The sequence below is a fragment of the Streptomyces sp. NPDC057280 genome, from assembly GCF_042668605.1.
Lineage (GTDB): Bacteria > Actinomycetota > Actinomycetes > Streptomycetales > Streptomycetaceae > Streptomyces.
The window spans coordinates 148,320-164,637 of the sequence record NZ_JBHUYR010000006.1 but is presented as its reverse complement, the minus strand read 5'-3'; the positions used below and the strand labels follow the sequence as shown (position 1 = coordinate 164,637).

The 16,318-nt window shown below is 71.0% G+C and carries 15 protein-coding genes; 7 read left to right on the top strand and 8 right to left on the bottom strand.

The window, feature by feature from the left end; all coding sequences use genetic code 11:
• Nucleotides 1-170: 170 nt before the first annotated feature.
• The 3 genes from ACFUO4_RS30800 to ACFUO4_RS30790 are packed head-to-tail and all read left to right on the top strand — an operon-like array spanning nucleotide 171 to nucleotide 5,301.
• Nucleotides 171-2,900: an RICIN domain-containing protein gene (locus ACFUO4_RS30800; RefSeq protein WP_383490996.1), complete on the top strand. Its 2,730-nt coding sequence runs from the start codon at nucleotides 171-173 to the stop codon at nucleotides 2,898-2,900.
• Complete coding sequence (locus ACFUO4_RS30795) at nucleotides 2,897-4,018, top strand: DUF5937 family protein (protein ID WP_383490994.1); 1,122 nt, start codon at nucleotides 2,897-2,899, stop codon at nucleotides 4,016-4,018. The genes ACFUO4_RS30800 and ACFUO4_RS30795 overlap by 4 nt, the downstream gene beginning before the upstream one ends.
• A gap of 56 nt (nucleotides 4,019-4,074) precedes the next feature.
• Nucleotides 4,075-5,301 carry an MFS transporter gene (locus tag ACFUO4_RS30790; RefSeq protein WP_383490992.1) on the top strand — a complete coding sequence of 409 codons (1,227 nt, stop codon included), beginning with the start codon at nucleotides 4,075-4,077 and terminating at the stop codon, nucleotides 5,299-5,301.
• Nucleotides 5,302-5,309: 8 nt separating this feature from the next.
• Here ACFUO4_RS30790 and ACFUO4_RS30785 read toward each other — a convergent pair whose 3' ends face one another.
• Entirely contained in the window at nucleotides 5,310-5,642 is a 333-nt protein-coding gene (locus tag ACFUO4_RS30785) for an SCO0607 family lipoprotein (protein ID WP_383490990.1), read from the bottom strand.
• Nucleotides 5,643-5,912: 270 nt separating this feature from the next.
• Between ACFUO4_RS30785 and ACFUO4_RS30780 the strand changes: the two genes are divergently transcribed.
• Together ACFUO4_RS30780 and ACFUO4_RS30775 are read left to right on the top strand one after the other, a co-directional pair.
• On the top strand, nucleotides 5,913-6,488 hold the full coding sequence (locus ACFUO4_RS30780) for a snapalysin family zinc-dependent metalloprotease (protein ID WP_383490988.1): 576 nt from the start codon (nucleotides 5,913-5,915) through the stop codon (nucleotides 6,486-6,488).
• A 217-nt stretch (nucleotides 6,489-6,705) separates the two neighbouring features.
• Nucleotides 6,706-7,143 (top strand): hypothetical protein, encoded by a 438-nt coding sequence (locus ACFUO4_RS30775; protein ID WP_383490986.1) that lies wholly within the window; start codon nucleotides 6,706-6,708, stop codon nucleotides 7,141-7,143.
• 25 nt (nucleotides 7,144-7,168) lie between these two features.
• Here ACFUO4_RS30775 and ACFUO4_RS30770 read toward each other — a convergent pair whose 3' ends face one another.
• The 5 genes from ACFUO4_RS30770 to ACFUO4_RS30750 all read right to left on the bottom strand — a co-directional run bounded on the left by ACFUO4_RS30770 (nucleotide 7,169) and on the right by ACFUO4_RS30750 (nucleotide 12,592).
• Nucleotides 7,169-7,498 carry a TfoX/Sxy family protein gene (locus tag ACFUO4_RS30770; protein WP_383490984.1) on the bottom strand — a complete coding sequence of 110 codons (330 nt, stop codon included), beginning with the start codon at nucleotides 7,496-7,498 and terminating at the stop codon, nucleotides 7,169-7,171.
• A 122-nt stretch (nucleotides 7,499-7,620) separates the two neighbouring features.
• Nucleotides 7,621-8,679 carry a PucR family transcriptional regulator gene (locus ACFUO4_RS30765; protein ID WP_383490982.1) on the bottom strand — a complete coding sequence of 353 codons (1,059 nt, stop codon included), beginning with the start codon at nucleotides 8,677-8,679 and terminating at the stop codon, nucleotides 7,621-7,623.
• Between the two features lie 249 nt (nucleotides 8,680-8,928).
• Complete coding sequence (locus tag ACFUO4_RS30760) at nucleotides 8,929-9,795, bottom strand: GNAT family N-acetyltransferase (protein WP_383490980.1); 867 nt, start codon at nucleotides 9,793-9,795, stop codon at nucleotides 8,929-8,931.
• Nucleotides 9,796-9,877: 82 nt separating this feature from the next.
• On the bottom strand, nucleotides 9,878-11,176 hold the full coding sequence (locus tag ACFUO4_RS30755) for a ThuA domain-containing protein (RefSeq protein ID WP_383490978.1): 1,299 nt from the start codon (nucleotides 11,174-11,176) through the stop codon (nucleotides 9,878-9,880).
• A gap of 42 nt (nucleotides 11,177-11,218) precedes the next feature.
• The gene (locus ACFUO4_RS30750) at nucleotides 11,219-12,592 is read right to left on the bottom strand and encodes a ricin-type beta-trefoil lectin domain protein (protein WP_383490976.1); all 1,374 of its coding nucleotides are present in this window, start codon (nucleotides 12,590-12,592) and stop codon (nucleotides 11,219-11,221) included.
• 538 nt (nucleotides 12,593-13,130) lie between these two features.
• On the opposite strand from ACFUO4_RS30750, the gene ACFUO4_RS30745 reads away from it, so the two are divergent.
• Entirely contained in the window at nucleotides 13,131-14,417 is a 1,287-nt protein-coding gene (locus tag ACFUO4_RS30745; protein ID WP_383490974.1) for a glycoside hydrolase family 27 protein, read from the top strand.
• Between the two features lie 69 nt (nucleotides 14,418-14,486).
• Here the strand turns inward: ACFUO4_RS30745 and ACFUO4_RS30740 are convergent, their stop codons facing one another.
• Complete coding sequence (locus tag ACFUO4_RS30740; RefSeq protein WP_383490972.1) at nucleotides 14,487-15,131, bottom strand: hypothetical protein; 645 nt, start codon at nucleotides 15,129-15,131, stop codon at nucleotides 14,487-14,489.
• 173 nt (nucleotides 15,132-15,304) lie between these two features.
• Nucleotides 15,305-15,526 carry a hypothetical protein gene (locus ACFUO4_RS30735; protein ID WP_383490970.1) on the bottom strand — a complete coding sequence of 74 codons (222 nt, stop codon included), beginning with the start codon at nucleotides 15,524-15,526 and terminating at the stop codon, nucleotides 15,305-15,307.
• 254 nt (nucleotides 15,527-15,780) lie between these two features.
• Here ACFUO4_RS30735 and ACFUO4_RS30730 point away from each other — a divergent pair, with 254 nt between their 5' ends.
• Nucleotides 15,781-16,209: a hypothetical protein gene (locus ACFUO4_RS30730; RefSeq protein WP_383490968.1), complete on the top strand. Its 429-nt coding sequence runs from the start codon at nucleotides 15,781-15,783 to the stop codon at nucleotides 16,207-16,209.
• Nucleotides 16,210-16,318 lie beyond the last annotated feature (109 nt).

Here is a 16,318-nt window from a genome sequence, read left to right as displayed (position 1 = left end):
GCGCCTGGCGTCGCGTCAGACATGGGATGTTGGGCGGCTTGGCTCGCCTGAAGAAATTTTGGATCGCACGGCAACCTGGGCGGTTCCTGCGGCAACCAGGAAGCGGGTTCGGTCATCACGGGTCGGATCCGCGCTTCCACTGGTGAACGGCTGCAAGGAGAACACCCCCCATGAGAAACCCCACGAACGGCGGACGGCACCGTCGGCGGTGGACCGCGACCGGCCTGGTGCTGGGCGTGCCGGCCATCCTGGTGCCGTATCTGCTGTTCGCGCAGGAGGACTCGCAGGCGGCGACCGTCGACGGCGACGCCTATTACCGGCTGGTGTCGGTGGGCAGCGGCAAGGTGCTGGACGTCGACGGGTACTCCACGGCCGACGGCACCCGGATCCAGCAGTGGACCGACCGGAACACCGCCAACCAGCAGTGGCGGCTCAAGCCCGCCGGGGGCGGCTACTACGAGCTGGTGAACCGCAACAGCGGCAAGGTGCTGGGGATCACCGGCAATTCGACCGCGAAGTCGGCCACCGCCGAGCAGCAGACCGACAGTTCGGCCACCTCGCAGGAGTGGCGGATCGACGAGGCGGGCGGCTCGGGAGCCGTGACGCTCACCTCCCGCAGGAGCGCCCTGGTTCTGAGCGTCGCGGGCGGCTCGACGGCCACAGGCGCGGCGGTGGTCCAGGCTCCCGGCACAGACAGCGCGGGGCAGCGGTGGAAGCTGGTGAAGGTGGCCGGGAGCGGCACGTCCGGGGCGGCCGCGAGCGCGTCGTACGTGTGGAAGAACGCCCAGGTCGTGGGCGGGGGTTACGTCACCGGGCTGGTGTTCAACCCGAAGGAGAAGGGGTTGCTGTACGCGCGCACCGACATGGGTGGCGCGTACCGCTGGGACACCGGGGCGCAGCAGTGGATCCCGTTGACCGACTGGCTCGGTGAGAAGGACTGGAACCTGCTGGGCATCGACTCGGTGGCCACCGACCCGGTCGACCCCAAGCGGCTCTACCTCGGCACAGGTACCTACACCAACGACTGGGCGGGCAACGGGGCGATCCTGCGTTCCACCGACCGGGGCCGCACCTTCAAGCGCACCGATCTGCCGTTCAAGCTGGGCGGCAACGAACCCGGCCGCGGGGCGGGCGAGCGGCTGGTGATCGACCCCTCGGACCACTCCACCCTGCTGCTGGGGACCCGTAAGAACGGCCTGTGGCGCAGCACCGACTACGGGGTGACCTGGCGTCAGGTCTCGTCGTTCCCCGTCCGGGACGGCGCGGGCAGTGGTGGTGGCATCGCCTTCGTGACGTACGGCCCGGCCGGCAGCAAGACGATCTACGTGGGTGTCGGCGACAAGTCCACCTCCCTGTACCGCTCCACCGACGGCGGCGCGAGCTGGCAGGCGGTCCCCGGGCAGCCCACGGGCGAACTCCCGCAGCACGGTGTGGTCTCCGGTGACGGCTCGCTGTACGTGACGTACACCAACGCCCTCGGGCACAACGGCGTGACGGGGGGTTCGGTGTGGAAGTACGCGCCGGAGCGCGGGGCGTGGAAGAACATCTCGCCCTCGCAGGGCGGCTACGGGTTCTCCGGTCTGGCCGTCGATCCGCGCAAGCCCTCCACGGTGATGGTCACCACCCTCGACCGCTGGTGGCCGGAGGACGAGATCTACCGCACCACCGACGGCGGCGCGACCTGGAAGGCACTGGCCGACAAGTCGGTGCGGAACGCCTCCGGTGCTCCGTTCGTCGGCACGCACACGGGGCACTGGATGACCGCGCTGGCCATCGATCCGTTCAACTCCGGGCACGTGCTGTACGGCACCGGCAACGGCATCTGGCGCAGCAAGGACGCCAACGCCTCCGACAGCGGCGGCACCAGCCACTGGAGCATGGGCGCCCGCGGGCTGGAGGAGACGGCACTGATGGACGCGATCGCCCCTCCGGGCGGCGCCACCGTCATCACCGCCATGGGTGACCAGGGCGGCTTCCGGCACGACGACCTGAGCAAGGTGCCCGCCGGGCGGCTGAAGAACCCGCTGATGAGCAACAGCACCGACATCGACTTCGCCCACTCCAAGCCGTCGATGATGGTCCGTGTCGGCACCGGCGGCGACCAGGACGGCGCCTACTCCACGGACGGCGGCCGCACCTGGCACGGCTTCAAGGCGGAGCCGGTGGCGGGCGCCGGCAGCGGCCGCATCGCGCTCGCCGCGGACGGCTCCGCCATCGTGTGGACCGAGGCGGGGCAGGCCCCGTACCGCTCGACCGACAAGGGGGCGAGCTGGTCGCGGGTCGGCGGTCTGGGCACCGACGCCGTGGTGGTCGCCGACCGTTCCTCGGCGAAGACCTTCTACGCGCTGTCCGGTGGCACGCTGTACGCCAGCACCGACGGCGGGGGGACGTTCACCGCGCGGGCCGGCAACCTGCCCTCCGGCAGGCTCGTGGCCGTCCCCGGTGTCGCAGGAGACCTGTGGATCTCCGGCGGTGACAAGGGCCTGCTGCACTCCACCGACGGCGGCCGCACCTTCGGCACGCTGAATTCCGTGCAGCACGCTTCCGCCCTCGGCTTCGGCAAGGCCAAGCCGGGCACCCGCTATCAGTCCCTCTACCTGATCGGCACCGTCAAGAACGTCACCGGCGTCTTCCGCTCCACCGACAAGGGCGCCACGTGGGTCCGCGTCAACGACAAGGCCCACCAGTGGGGCGCCATCGGCAGCGTCGGCGTCATCACCGGCGACCCCGACACCTACGGCCGGGTGTATGTCGGCACCAACGGCCGCGGCCTGCAGTACGGCACCCCGTCGGCACCCCGTCGTCCTGACGCACGACGCCTCTCCCGCGCCGCCGGGCCGCCCGGCGGCGCGGCGCGGCTCCCGAAGCTGGCACCGTGCGGCGAGGATGACGGGTCATGACGATCGTGTTCCGGATCCCTGCCGGCGGTGCCGAACGGGTGGGGTTCGCCTACTCGCCGACGATGGAAGCCGTACTGAGTCTCCACGTGCTGGTGGAGCCCAAGCACCACCCCGTCCAGCACGGCTGGGTGCGGGCGATGCGCAAGCTGTCCCCGGCACTGAAGCGGGAGATCGAGGCGTTCTCCTACGCGGTGCGCTCGTACTTCCCCGAGTTCCTCTTCCCGCGGCCGACCGGCGGGCTGACGGATTTCACCGGCGAACTGGCCGCCTTGCGGACGGCGGACCCTGAGCTGGTTCGGCTGGAGTTCGCCGTCCCGCTGCTCCCGCCCTGGCCGGGCGGCGACGAGGGCCGGGACCCGCGCGTGCTCGACGAACCGGAGGTACGACGCCTGTTGCGGGAGCGCCTCGCAGCGGAGAGCGACGCAGCGATGGCCGCGCTGCTCCTCGACGACCCCCGCGCCCTGCTCGAACGGTTCCTGACCATGCTGGAGCGCTACTGGCGGGAGGCGTTCGAGGAGGAATGGGCACGGCTCGAACCCGAACTCGCCGCGGGCGTCAGCGAGGCGGGCCACCAGATCGAGCGGCGCGGCCTGTACGGGATGCTCCGCGGCCTGTGGCCGGAGGTGCGCAGCGATCCGCGGGCCGAGCGCTTCTGGCTGGAGCGACCGCACGACCACGAGGTCGCCATCGGCCCGGACGACACACTCCTGCTCGCCCCCAGCGCCTACGTGTGGCCGCACGTACGCGTCAACTGCGACGGACCGTGGCCCCTCGGGCTCGTCTTCCCGGTCTCCTCGATCGTCCGGGAGGCCCGCCCGAGGATTCCTCCCGCGCGACTCGTCGGCACACTGCGCGCGCTCGCCGACGACACCCGGCTGCGGGCCCTGCGACTGCTCGCCGAACGCCCGCGCAGCACCCAGGAGTTGGCCCCACTCGTCGGCATCAGCGAGGCCGCCCTGTCCAAGCACCTGCGGGTGCTGGCGGACGCGGGCCTGCTGGAGCGCCGCCGCGAGGGCTACTACGTCCTGTACCGCCTCGCGCCCGGACAGGTCGCGGGCCTGACCCCGGGCCTGGAGAGCTTTCTGCACGGCGACGGCGAGGTGAGCGAGACCGACTGATTAGCCGTCTGCCTAATAAGTGGATCAGCCGCCCGACACGACCCGACAGTGGCGGCATGTCACTGCTGAAGGACCGCAACTTCCTGCTTCTCTTCGCCGGCCAGGGCATCTCCCGCTTCGGCGACGGCCTGTACACCGCCGCGACCGCCTGGCTGGCGTGGTCGCTGACGAAGGACCCCACGGCCGTCGCCGTGGTGAGCGTCTCGGCGTTCGCGCCCGCGTTCGTGGCCACCTTCGTCGTCGCGTCGTACGCCGACCGCCGCGACCGCCGGAAGCTGATGATCGCCACCGACCTGGCGCGGGTCGCCGTGGTGGCGGCCGCTGTGGTCCTGCTCGCCCTCGACCTGCTGACCCTGCCCCTGCTCGTGGTGACCACAGCGCTGCTGGCGCTGATCGGCGCCCCGTTCGCCCCGGCCCGCAACGCCATCGTCACGCAGATCGTGCCGGACGACCGCCTCCAGCAGGCCAACGGACTCCTGCAAGTCGCTTTCCGCGCCGCCTTCTTCGTCGGCCCGCTCGTGCTCGCGCCGCTGCTGGCCCTCGGCTCGCTGCAGGCGGCGCTGGTGGTCAACGGCCTGACCTTCCTGGGCTCGGCGGCCGCCGTGGCAGCCATCCGCGTCACCCGACCCGTCGCGACCGCCGCCCGGACGGGACTGTGGGCCGATCTCGGCGCCGGGCTGAGAGCCGTACGGGCCGCTCCCGACGTCCTCGTGGTCATCGTGACCTTCGTGCTCGCCCTCGCCCTGACCAACGGTTTCCTGACCGTCGGCTTGGTCGCCGTCGTGGGACAAGGCGGTCAGTATGGCCTGCTCCTCGGCGTCGCCGGGGTCGCCGAGGTGGTAGGCGCCCTGCTCCTGGCGGGTCTGCGCATCCGCAGACTCGCACTGGCCGCGGTGCTGGCGTGGGCCCTGCTCGGTATCTTCCGGGCGCCGCTGGGAGCGGTCACCTCCACGACCGTGGCCGCTCTTCTCCTCACCGCCACGGGGCTGGCCTCGGCTCTCACGGACATCCCCCTGATCGCGCTGGTGCAGCAGCGCATCCCGAGCCGGCATCTGGCGAAGGCGCTCGGACTGTGGGAGGCCGGGGTGGCAGGAGCCCTGTCGATCGCTCCCTTCGTGGCCTCGACGGCCATCACCCTGGCCGGAGTCGAGAACGCCTTCCTGCTCTCGGGGGCCGCCGTCGTCGTCCTGGTTCTGACCGCCTGCCTCACCCTCGCATGCTCCGGCGCGCGGCACCCCGGTCAGGAGCCCCTCGCCACGGCAGGCGTCGTGGCGCCCGAATAGAAGGGTGCCTACGGGACGTCAACTGTCTTGCCGTCCTCGTCGAGGGTGTGGGTCTCCCAGTACACGTCCCACTTGTCGCCGACCTCCTGCGGCACCTTCCCCTCGGGATACCTGGCGTATCCCGCAGAGGGTTCCTCCTTGTCCGAGACGCAGGCGGAACCGGTCGAGCCGACGGCCAGGACGGGGTATTCGCCACTGCTGCAGACGTTCTCCCGGTACTCCCAGCCCGCGCATCCGGTGAGCGACAGGACCGCGATCGCGCTCGCCAACACGGCGGCGATGCGGGTCTTTTCGGGCCACAGGCCGGCTGCGGTGCGGCTGTTGGTGCGAGGCGTGATCATCGTGTCTCTCCTGTCGTTCGGTGTGCCTCCACTCTCGCCGTCGAGGGGCCGCCGCCTCCTGAGCTGACGTACTCAGACGGACCCGCGCAGATGCTCAATCTGCCCATGGTGACGTGCGTCGTTCAGCGGCCGCGCAAGCGCCTGAACCGGCCAACTTCCCTGGAGAGGAAGGACAATTGACGGAAGTGCTCGATGGCAGGTACATGGCCGAACGGGTGTCGAGGGCATACCATCGCGCCGGAAATCCCCCCCACGGATGAAGGAGCTGCAATGCCCCTCGGCACATGGCTCAAGGCAGGCACATCCGCCGCGGCGCTCGTCCTCGCCATGGCGAGCGCCGCGACCGCCGCCCCCGCAGGTGAACCGCCCACCGCCCAGGCGGCGGTGGTGACCCTGCGCTACGACGACAGCCGCGCCGCAGGCTGGGAATCGGCGATCGCGGCCGGAGTCGCCTCGTGGAACGCGAACGTGAGCAACGTCAGGCTCGTGGAAGCGGCACCCGGCAGCGGCGCCGAAATCGTGATCGTCGCCACCGCGGGCTGGCCGCAGGCCACCCTCGGCCCCGTTCGCCCGGGCCGGCAGGTCCGCGTCGAACTCGGCAGCCAGGCGGTGAGCCAGGGGTACGACAAGACCCGGATCGCCGCCCACGAACTGGGCCACAGCCTCGGCCTGCCGGACACCAAACCCGGCCCCTGCTCACAGCTGATGTCGGGGTCGAGCGCCGGCACGGCCTGCACGAACGCCGTACCGGACGCGACCGAGAGGTCCCGCGTCCAGTCCGCCTACGCGAGTGGTGTCGCCGCGCTCATGCGCGCTGACGGCCGGACCCTCGTCGACGCATCCTGAGCGCACACCGCTCCGTAGGGCGCCCACGGCCTTCCGAGGACGTGGGCGCCCTGCGGTGGTGCATCACGCCGGCCACAGGGACGCGGCTGAGGCGGAACCGGTCGACGACATCACGCCACTGACCGGCCATCGGGCGACCGGCGTCACCGTACTGCTCGACCGCGTAGGACAATCCACGTGCGGGAGCCGAGCCGGCGGAGCGGAAGGAACTGACAGCATGATCGAGTGGGTGTCCCTCAGCGGTGAGGCAAAGCCCGTTCCCCGCCCCGTGGCCACTCGGTGGGTATGGGCCACCGCCTGCTGCGGAGCCCTGACCCTCGTGGCGCTGCACAACACCCTCATAGGACAGGACCGACCCGGCCCCGCCCTGGCGGCGCTGTCCCTGCTGGCCGCTCTGCTCGGCCTGTGGGCCCGCTTCACCGCGGCCCCGGGCACGGCCGTGCTCTGCTGGGTGTTCCTCAACGGCTTCGCGATCCCACCCGCCGGCACCCTGACGTGGGCCTCGAACCGAGACGCCCTGTGGCTCACCTGCCTGTTCACCGCCGCCCTGGCGGGCACGGCCATGGCCCGGGTCCACCACGCCCGGGCCGCCTACCGGCGCGTCACCGGAGTCGCTGCCGCAGCCGAACCGGACCCCGAACACCGCGCTCGCTGATCGGGCCCTGTCGTCAAGCGACGATCTACTTGGGCGGCAGGCTCGCCGCGAAGGCGCGTCCCTCGTCCAGCCAGGCGCCGAGCGCGTCGTCCTCCGCGACCGCCGCTCCGTCGACCACGATCCAACCCCGCATCGGGCGGCCGGTCATGTCGAACACACGTGTGCCCGGCCGGGCCAGGGCGGTGTCGGTCGCGTCAGGGCCGACCCGGACCATGAGGTCGTCTCCGGTGACGCCGACAGCCATGTTGCCGTCGTACAGGAACGCGACCCCGCCGAACATCTTCTTCTCGGTGACGGCCGGGTCCGCGAGGAGCCGCTCCCTGATCCGCTCCGCCAGCCCCTCGTCGTACGCCATCGTGGCCTCACTTCTGTTCCGGAAGCCCGGACACCGGGACGAGGTCCAGCATCCGCCCCTTCGGGAACGCCCACCACCCGATGCGCAGGCGCGGCGGGCACCGAGAGGGGTACTGCCCCCTGTCAGAGCTCCACGTTCGGCCAGTCCAGCAACCGGGCGCCGATGACAGCGGTCTGGAGCATGTAGCGGTGGGCCGGGTCGGACGGGTCGGCGCCGGTGAGCTGGTGGATGCGTTGCAGGCGGTACGTCATGGCCCGCACGCTCAGCGAGAGGCGGCGGGCGGCCTCGGCGGCGACGCAGCCGGAGTCGAAGTAGGCGGTCAGGGTGTCGAGGAGGGGCTGGGCGCCGCCGCGGGCGGTGGTGAGCGGGCCGAGCGCGTTCACCACGAGGTCGGCCATCGCCTGCCGGTCCCGGCTGAGGACGGGGTAGACGAGGAGGTCGGTGGCGCGCAGGACCGGCTGGTCGAGGTCGAGCCGCTCCGCCAGTTCCAGGGCCCGCAGAGCCTCTTCGTACGACTGGACGACCCCGCCGGGCCCCGGCTGCGGGCGGCCGATGGCGACCCGGCCGCCGTCGGTGGCGGCGTGCGCCTGCCGGGCGAAGTAGGGCAGGACCTCGTCCTCGTGGCCGGGGGCGATGCACAGGAGCCGGCCGTCCTTGGTGGTGAGCAGGACGTCGCGGTTGCCGAAGCGGGTCATCAGGGCCTGCTCCACCTGCCGGGGCACCGCCCCGCCCTCGTCGTAGGCGGCGGGGCCCTGCGCGACGGCCACGGCGTGGGCGTGGGACAGGCGCAGCCCGAAGCGCTCGGCGCGTTCGGCGAGGCGGCCCAGGTCGCTGCGGCCGTAGAGGAGGTCGTCGATGAACTCCCGGCGGCCGGCCTCCTCCTGACGCACCGCCAGGCGTTGGGCGCGTTCGTAGCCTTCGGCGAAGGCGTCGATGACCTGCTGCACGGCGGCGAGTGTGCTGTCGGCCGAGCCGGGGGTGCCCGGCCAGGCGGCGCGGGCCGCGGCGAGGTGAGTGACGACCAGGGCGCGCAGACCGTGGCCGGCGTCCGCGGCCTGTTCGCCGAGTGCGCGCCGGGACTCGATCTCCGCGCGGGTGAGACGGCGGCCGGTGGCCGAGACGTCCGCGAGGATGCGGGCATAGCCGTCCAGATACTGCTCGGGTATCTCCCGCTCCGTCACGCCGTCCCCCCGCGATCCTGACGCGCCGGTGACGGGTTCTTAGCGCTTCACCGGCATGCAGACCTTAGTGAACTCTGCCGGAAACCGGCAATGCGCGGGCGGACGCCGGGCGGGCATCATGACGTGCGGGGAGCACTGCGGATGGTTCCGATGCCGGGCACCGGCAGGTGTACGGCATCGGAACCGGGCGCAGGCAGTGGGGGCCTCGAAGGCGGGTGCGCGTGCGTGCTCACGGCACGGAACCCTTCCTCAGACCTTGCGGATCCGGTCGGCGATCTCAGGCATGGCCGTGAATCCGGCCGCCTTGTACGTGGCGACGCCGCCGAGGTTGGCACTCGGCGTGCACACCCGCACACTCGACGAGCCCAACTCCCGCAGGGCGGCGGCCCCGGCCAGGGTGATCGCCCGGCCGTAGCCGCGGCCGCGGTGGTCGGCGTGGACGCCCATCGGCTCGACCAGCCCCGGCCTTCCGGGGCCGGCCGACCAGACCGTCACCACCGCTGTGGGGTTGCCCTGGTCGTCGTAGGCACCCAGACAGCGGGCCTCGGAGAAGAACGGTGCCGCGGACATCTGGTGACGGTAAGCGCGCGTGGGCCTCTTGGTGTTGAACGCGGACCGCAGGACGTCCGCGAAGTCCTGGGCCTGCTCCGGGCCGATCGCCTTGATCGACACGCCCGGATCCTCCACGGCGTCGGTGAGGTCGCGGAAAAGCGGTGTCCACGGCTCGTCGACACCCCAGCCCTCCTCGGTCAGCAGATCGTGGAGCAGCAGACCCTGCGGCGCTTCGACGGACACGACTCCTTCCGGCAGCACGCCGCGCTCCGGCAGCGAGAGATCTTCGGCGAGTCGCCGCGCCAAGTCCTCGTCCTGGAAGGCGTCGGGAGCCACCGTCATCCGCACCAGCGTCGGCGCATCCAGCATCCCGACCGCGAGGATCCGTCCGCCCCGGCTCCAGGTCCGGACCACCGCGGTGGTCTCTGCCGTTCCGAAGCGGTGGTTCCAGCCGATGTCGCCCGGATGCAACTGCATCGGCGCTTCGTCGTACTGCCACTCCCGCAGCGCCGCCATGGCTTCACGGACCTGGCCGGCCGTCGGCGTGCTCAACACCATCGTCATGTCCCGGAATCCCACACAACGCCGAGGCGGCAGGCAACCGATTAACCGGTGGACCGGTACCCGTGTGCCGCCGTGCAGTGGCTCAGGACTGCACGGCGAGTTGGAAGGCCTGCGCGGCCGAACCGTCGCAGGTTCGCTGGGTGAGCTGGACACTGTTCGTCGCCGCCGCGGCGGCCGTCAGGCACTTGCCGCTGTGCCGGGCGACGAAGTGATAGAGCCCGCTCGTCTCGCGTACCGGCTGCCACTGCTGATTCGTGCCGCCGGAATAGGCCCACAGCTGCAACGCCGCGTTGTCCGCCGTCGAGCGGTCGGTCACGTCGATCACCTGGGTGGGGTTGTTGCGGGCGGTGATCCGCAGGTATCCGCTGTCGGTGCTCCGGAACTGGTAGTGCTGTGCCGTCGTGCCGTTGCAGGCGTACTGCTGGATCGCCGTCCCGTTGGCGGTGGCCGCCGAGCGGGCGTCCACGCACGTGCTGTTGCCGGCGTTCCGCAGGGTGTACCAGGCGGTCTCCGAGATCGGGTCGCCGTTCGGCGGGGTCGTGGTGCCGTTTCCGCCCAGCCACTTGAGCCCGTCGAGCAGGAACCGGTTCTGGGTCGCGCTCGCGAAGGTCGACGACAGCCGTGTGTTGGTGGTGTAGTTCATCGCGTTGTGGCCGAAGTTGGCGTACAGCATCCGGTACTTCGTGTTGGTCCACAGGATCGGGTAGTAGCCGCTGTACCAGGACTGGTTGGGGTCCGTGCCGACCGGGAAACTGCTCGGGTCGATCGATGCGAGGATCTTGATGTCCGGGTTCTGGCGCAGATCTCTGGACCAGCTGTACCACTCGCTGACCGACGAGGTGAAGGTGGCCGGCAGGTTGGCGGTGGCCGGGTTCGTGTGGTCCTCCACCTTCAGGGTCACCGCGGTCGGGCCCCAGGTGTTGGACGCGAAGTTGCCCGAGCCGAGGAACGTGTTGTGATACCAGGACCAGCTCGCCGCGTCGGTCGTGAACGCCGAGACATGGAATCCCAGGAAGCCGCCGCCGCCCCTCATGTACGCCTCGAAACCGGCGCGTTGGGCTGCCGTCTGCGGCAAGTCGTCCAGGAACAGCACGACTTGGTAGGCGTTGACGCCGCCGTTGGCGAGCAGGTCCCAGTTGGTGCTGGCCGTGTAGGTGAAACCGTTGGCAGTCGCCTGCTGCGGGAACCAGACGTTCGCCTCCTTGTCGAAGTCGATGTGCGCCGCGTCGTAGGTGCCGCTGTACAGGGCGAGGACCTTGAACGGGGTGGCGGCGGTGCTCGCCCGTGCGACGGGCGGTGCGGCCGCGAGGCCCAGCAGCGTGGCGAGCAGGAGCAGCACGCGCAGGAGGGCGCGGGTGGAGTCGGATCTGACGGTGCTCATGGTCTGGTCGGTCCTTTCCGTGTGGTCCGCGGAGCGCGTCTGTCAGCCGGTGTAGCGGGCGAAGATGCTGGTGAACTGCCAGTTGCTCTGACTCACGCCCGAGCAGGTGTCGTCGTTGGGGTAGGCGCCCGGGCAGGGGCGGTCGCGGTTCGCGGACCAGAACGTCAACCGCGCCAGGTGGTGGGCCTGCGCGTAGCCGAGGATGGTCTGGAAGTCGGCGGTGGTGACGGTCTCGTGGTCGTCGGTGATGCCGTTCATCGACGAGATGCCCATGTGCCGGTAGGCCGCGTCGTCGCTGTAGCCGTACGCGTTCTTCAGCGCGCTCTTGAGCCCCTCGGCCGCCCGCTGGGTCAGTGTGCCCATGTTCTGGCCCGCGCCGCCGAAGTCGAACGGCATGATCGTCCAGGCGTCCGCGGTCAGCCCGGACGACGCGGCCCGATTGATGAGACTGGTGTCGGGACCGCTCTGCCCGGTGCCGATCGTGACGTACACCTTGAGGCCCGGGTTGCCGGCCTTGACGGTCTTGAGCGCGTCCACGGTCCGCTGCTGCACGGTCGCGCTGCTGTACGCGGCGGCCTCGAGGTCGATGTCTATCGCCTTGAGCGAGTAGGTGCTGATGGCCTTCTGGTACGCCGCCGCCAGCTCGCCCGCGCTGGAGCAGGAACTCTCCAGCTTGTTGCCGCTGTAGCCGCCGAAGGACGGGACGACGTCGCCGCCGCCCGCGCGCACGGTGTTGATGGTCTGCTGGTCGACCCCGCCGGTCAGCGCCCGGCCGCCGTCCCACTGCGGGTTGCAGTAGCCGTTGCTCAGGACGAACGCCAGGGTGAACCACTTGATGCCGGTCGCGTTCATGACAGTCGTGGGGCTGGGTGGGTTTCCCCAGCCGTTGTAGAGGTACGGAGCCACGGCCATGGGCGCGGAGCCGGGCGGAGTCGTGCCGCCGTCCGCGGCGGGCGCGTTCCACTTCTGGTTGGCGGCGCCGGTGCACGTCCAGATCTGGATGCGGGTGCCGTTGGCGGAGGAGTTGCCGGTGACGTCGAGGCACTTGTCGGCGGCCGGATTGACGATGTCGCGCGCGGCGCTGACCGACCATTTCTGGTTGGCGCCGCCACCGCACGTCCAGAGCTGCAGCTGCGCGCCGTTCGCCGTCGAACTGCCGGTGACGTCAAGGCACTTGCCCAGCGCCCGGATGGTGCCGTCGGCGCCGACCGTCCACTGCTGGGCGGCGGTGCCGTTGCAGTCGTAGAGCTGTACGGCCGTGCCGTCGGCCGTACTTGCGCCGGCCACGTCGAGGCACTTGCCGGCGAGGCCGGTGATCGTGCCGGTGGCGGCCGAGGCGGAGGGCGCGGCGAGGGTGCTCACGGCGGTGAGGCCGAGCGAGAGGGCGAGAGCGCAGCGCAGGGCGAGGCGTTGCATGGGAGGGGCCTTTCGTCCTGGGTGGGGGGTGGACGCCGCCGGCGGGGGCGGTGAGGGGTGAACACGGAGTTCACATATGTGATGAGGGGTTGCATGCATGGGAAGGCTGCTGGCTGGTGAACTTAAAGGTCTACACCAAGGCCGTCAAGAGTTGCGGCAGCGCAAGTCCCGCGGGCCGTTGCTGAGTTGAAGACTTGGAGAGAGTGGCGACGGTCAACGACGCGCTGTGCCGGGCCCGTTGGGGTGGGCGAGGCCGAGGTGACGATCTGCCGCGCCCTGGTGAGGGCACGTTGCTGGTGACACGCGATCACGTTCGCCCGCAGTGGCAGAGCGGCGAACTCGTACTGGCAACGCTGCCGGCGGCCGGGGGAGTGCTGGTCCCGTTCGAGGTGCCGGAGCCGACCCCGTGCTGCGGGGACCACTGACACCGGACGCAGCCGGCTGAGCGAAGTGCGCCTGCTGCGATCATGCGTGACGTAGTGATTCGCAGCGACATCCGTCCACCGTTCACGCGCACCCGCACAGGAGACGATCAGCCATGAGCCGATCCGCACGCCCGATCCCCGAACGGCACCTGCGTCCGCCGATGGGCTGGAACAGCTGGGACTGCTACGGCACGACCGTCACCGAGGAAGAGGTCCTCGCCAACGCGCGTTTCATGCAGGAGCACTTGCTTGCGCACGGCTGGGACACCGTCGTCGTCGACATCCAGTGGTACGAGCCCACGGCCCGCGCCCACGGCTACAACCCGGACGCCCCTCTGGTCCTCGACGATCACGGGCGCCAACTGCCCGCCCCGAACAGGTTTCCCTCGGCGGCGGCCGGCGCCGGTTTCGCGCCGCTGGCCGACCGCGTGCACGAGCTCGGCCTCCGGTTCGGTCTGCACGTCATGCGCGGCATCCCGCGCCGTGCCGTCGCCGCCCGACTGCCCGTGGCGGGCACCGACTTCACCGCCGACGAGATCGCCGACACCGGCTCGGTCTGCCCCTGGAACTCCGACAACTACGGCCTGAACCACGACCACCCCGGCGCCCAGGCCTACTACGACTCCCAGGTCGCCCAGTTCGCCGAGTGGGGCGTCGACTTCATCAAGGCGGACGACATGCTCTTCCCGTACCACGACCGGGAGATCAGCGCCTACGCCCGGGCGATAGCCCGCAGCGGCCGGCCCATCGAACTGAGCCTCTCCCCGGGCACCGACGTCTCCCTCGCACACCTCGACCACCTGCGCGAGCACGCCACCATGTGGCGCGTGTGCGACGACCTGTGGGACCGGTGGGAGGACGTCGAGGCGCAGTTCTCCCGCATGGCCCGGTGGGCCCCCTGGCAGGGTGAGCGCGGCTGGGCGGACGCCGACATGCTGCCCCTCGGCCACATCGGCATCCGTGCCGAGCGGGGCGAGGACCGCATGTCCCGGCTCACCCGTGCCGAGCAGATCAGCCTGCTGACCCTGTGGTTCATCTCCCGCTCCCCGCTGATGGTGGGCGGCGACCTGCCCACCAGCCCCCAGGAGACGATCGACCTCCTCACCAACGACGAGGCGCTCGAGGTGCTGTGGCACAGCAGGGACAACCGCGAGGTGCTCCGGGAGGGGGACCGGGTGCTGTGGACCGCCGGGGACACCGACGGGCGCACCCGCTATGCCGCCGTCTTCTCGCTCGCCGACGGCCCGCAGCGGATCGACGTGCCGCTGGGCTCTCTCGGCGCGCTGCCCGAGGACCGGGTCCGGGAACTGTGGACCCACACCGACCTGCCGCACGACGGCCGCGCCCTCCACCTCGACCTCCCGGCACATGGCGCCGCCCTGTTCCGGCTGACCCCTTGAGGCGTCCTACGCCCGCCTTCACGAGCCCGCCGCGCGGCGAGGGCCGCGCGGTGCACCGCCCCGTCCGTGTCAGGGAGTGAAGATCTGCTCGAGGCTGTCGATGGCTCCGTCCGCCCCCACGTGGTACTGGAAGACCAGACCGCTGTCGGGGTGCGCTTCCAGCCAGTCCAGGAACTCCTGGACGCCGATGTGCTGGTTCTCGGTGCTGGTCACAATGGGGTTGGTGACGGTGATGTACGCGGCCTGGTCCAGCGGCAGATAGGTTTCCTTGCCGACGGTCTCGAAGGGCGCGCCGTCGGAGTCGGGTGTGCCGCAGCCCCAGTTGCCGTGCCGGAAGATCAGGCTCAGGGAGCCGCCTTCGGGTGTGTAGCGGTAGACGGCGATCTCGTCCGGCGAGATGGGCATCTTGTGGTCGCAGCCGTCGTCTCCGCCCTCGGTGACGGCGGCGATGGGCGTGCCGGTGGGAGACGCCGGGGGCGGGGTCGCCTTGGAGGCGGGCGGCGTCGAGACCTTCCCGGCGGGCGTGGCTGTGGCGGGTGCGGTCGCCTTGGCGCCGTTCCCGGCCTTGGTCGGCGAGGCAGTGGCAGCCGGTGTCGCAGCGGCCCCGTCCGGCGAGTTGGAGGAGCAGGCGGTGAGCGCCAGGACGCCGGCCGCGCATGCGCTCAGGGCGAGCGTCCGGAGCGCGGTCTGTCTGCGGCGATGCGTGACCGTCATGATGTCCCCCGAGGGTGGTTGCGGCGGCCACCTGTGTGACCGCGTGAGCTGGAGAGACCATATTCAGCCACGCCGTGGCGTATTCGATCACCCTGGAGCCGTCTGTTGCGAATCGGTGACCAGCATCGCGCAATGTCATGAGACACGGCTGCCACCGCCCGGCCCGGCGCAGGCTAGGTGGAGTTGTCGTCGGCGCGCTCCTCCTCGGGGGTGCGGCGGATGCGCCAGACGGCGAGAACGCCTCCCAGAGCTCCGCCCATCGCAGCTGCCACGCCTGCGACGGTGTCGCTCCCTGAGAACCCTGCCACGATCAGACACGCCGCCAGGACCCCGAGCAGCGCGTACATGATGACGATGAAACCCGCGGCCAGGTGTCGGTCCCGCAGCGGGGGCATGCCGCCGCTCACCATTGCGCTCCGCGCACCAGGGCCGCGCGGAAGCCGTCGTCTGGCGTGTGCCGAGGTGTGAAGCGTGCTGTGGAGGCGCATCGATGCATGACGTTTCCTCGATGGGTGTGACGGTTTGTCTCCCTTGCGCATGCCCCTGAACGACGCCGGCAGCCGGGCCTCCTGTCGCTGATGCGCCCCTGGAGCTGTGACGGCAACGACCGAGCGTGTTTGTCATGGGCGTGGGCGGCAACGCGCAATACATGAGTCAATCGAACAGCGGCACGAACCGAGATTCCAAGGCCGGGCAGAGCGCTTCCGTCAAGGCCCGGCGCGCCACGGCGAAGGCGACCGCTCCCGCGTCGAAGGCGGCAGACAAGGCAACCGAGACGGCCGGTGACGCGTCGTCAGCGGTCGTGGACGCGGCGGAGCGTACGGCAGGGACGGCCACGGCAGTCGTGAACAGTGCGGCTGAGCGCGTCCAGGCCGGCCGCCAGGCCGTCATCGACGCGTCAGGGCAGGTCGCGGCGGTGGCCAAGACCACGTGGACGTTGGTCGCCCAGCGCAAGGCTCTCGTCGCCGGTGTGGGCGCGGGTCTGTCGGCGCTGGGCGCCACGTCGTACCTGGCGGGCCGTCGTGCGGGTCGCCGTACACACGGCCCGATCACCCGCCTGACCGGCGGCCGGATTTGAGGCGAGAGACGGGCGGGGGGGCCCCCCCCCCGGGGGGGGCCCCCCCCCCGGCGCCCCCGCCGCCCCCGCCCGCGGCCCGGTTGCCCCGCCGCGGCCGCACCCCCCCCCC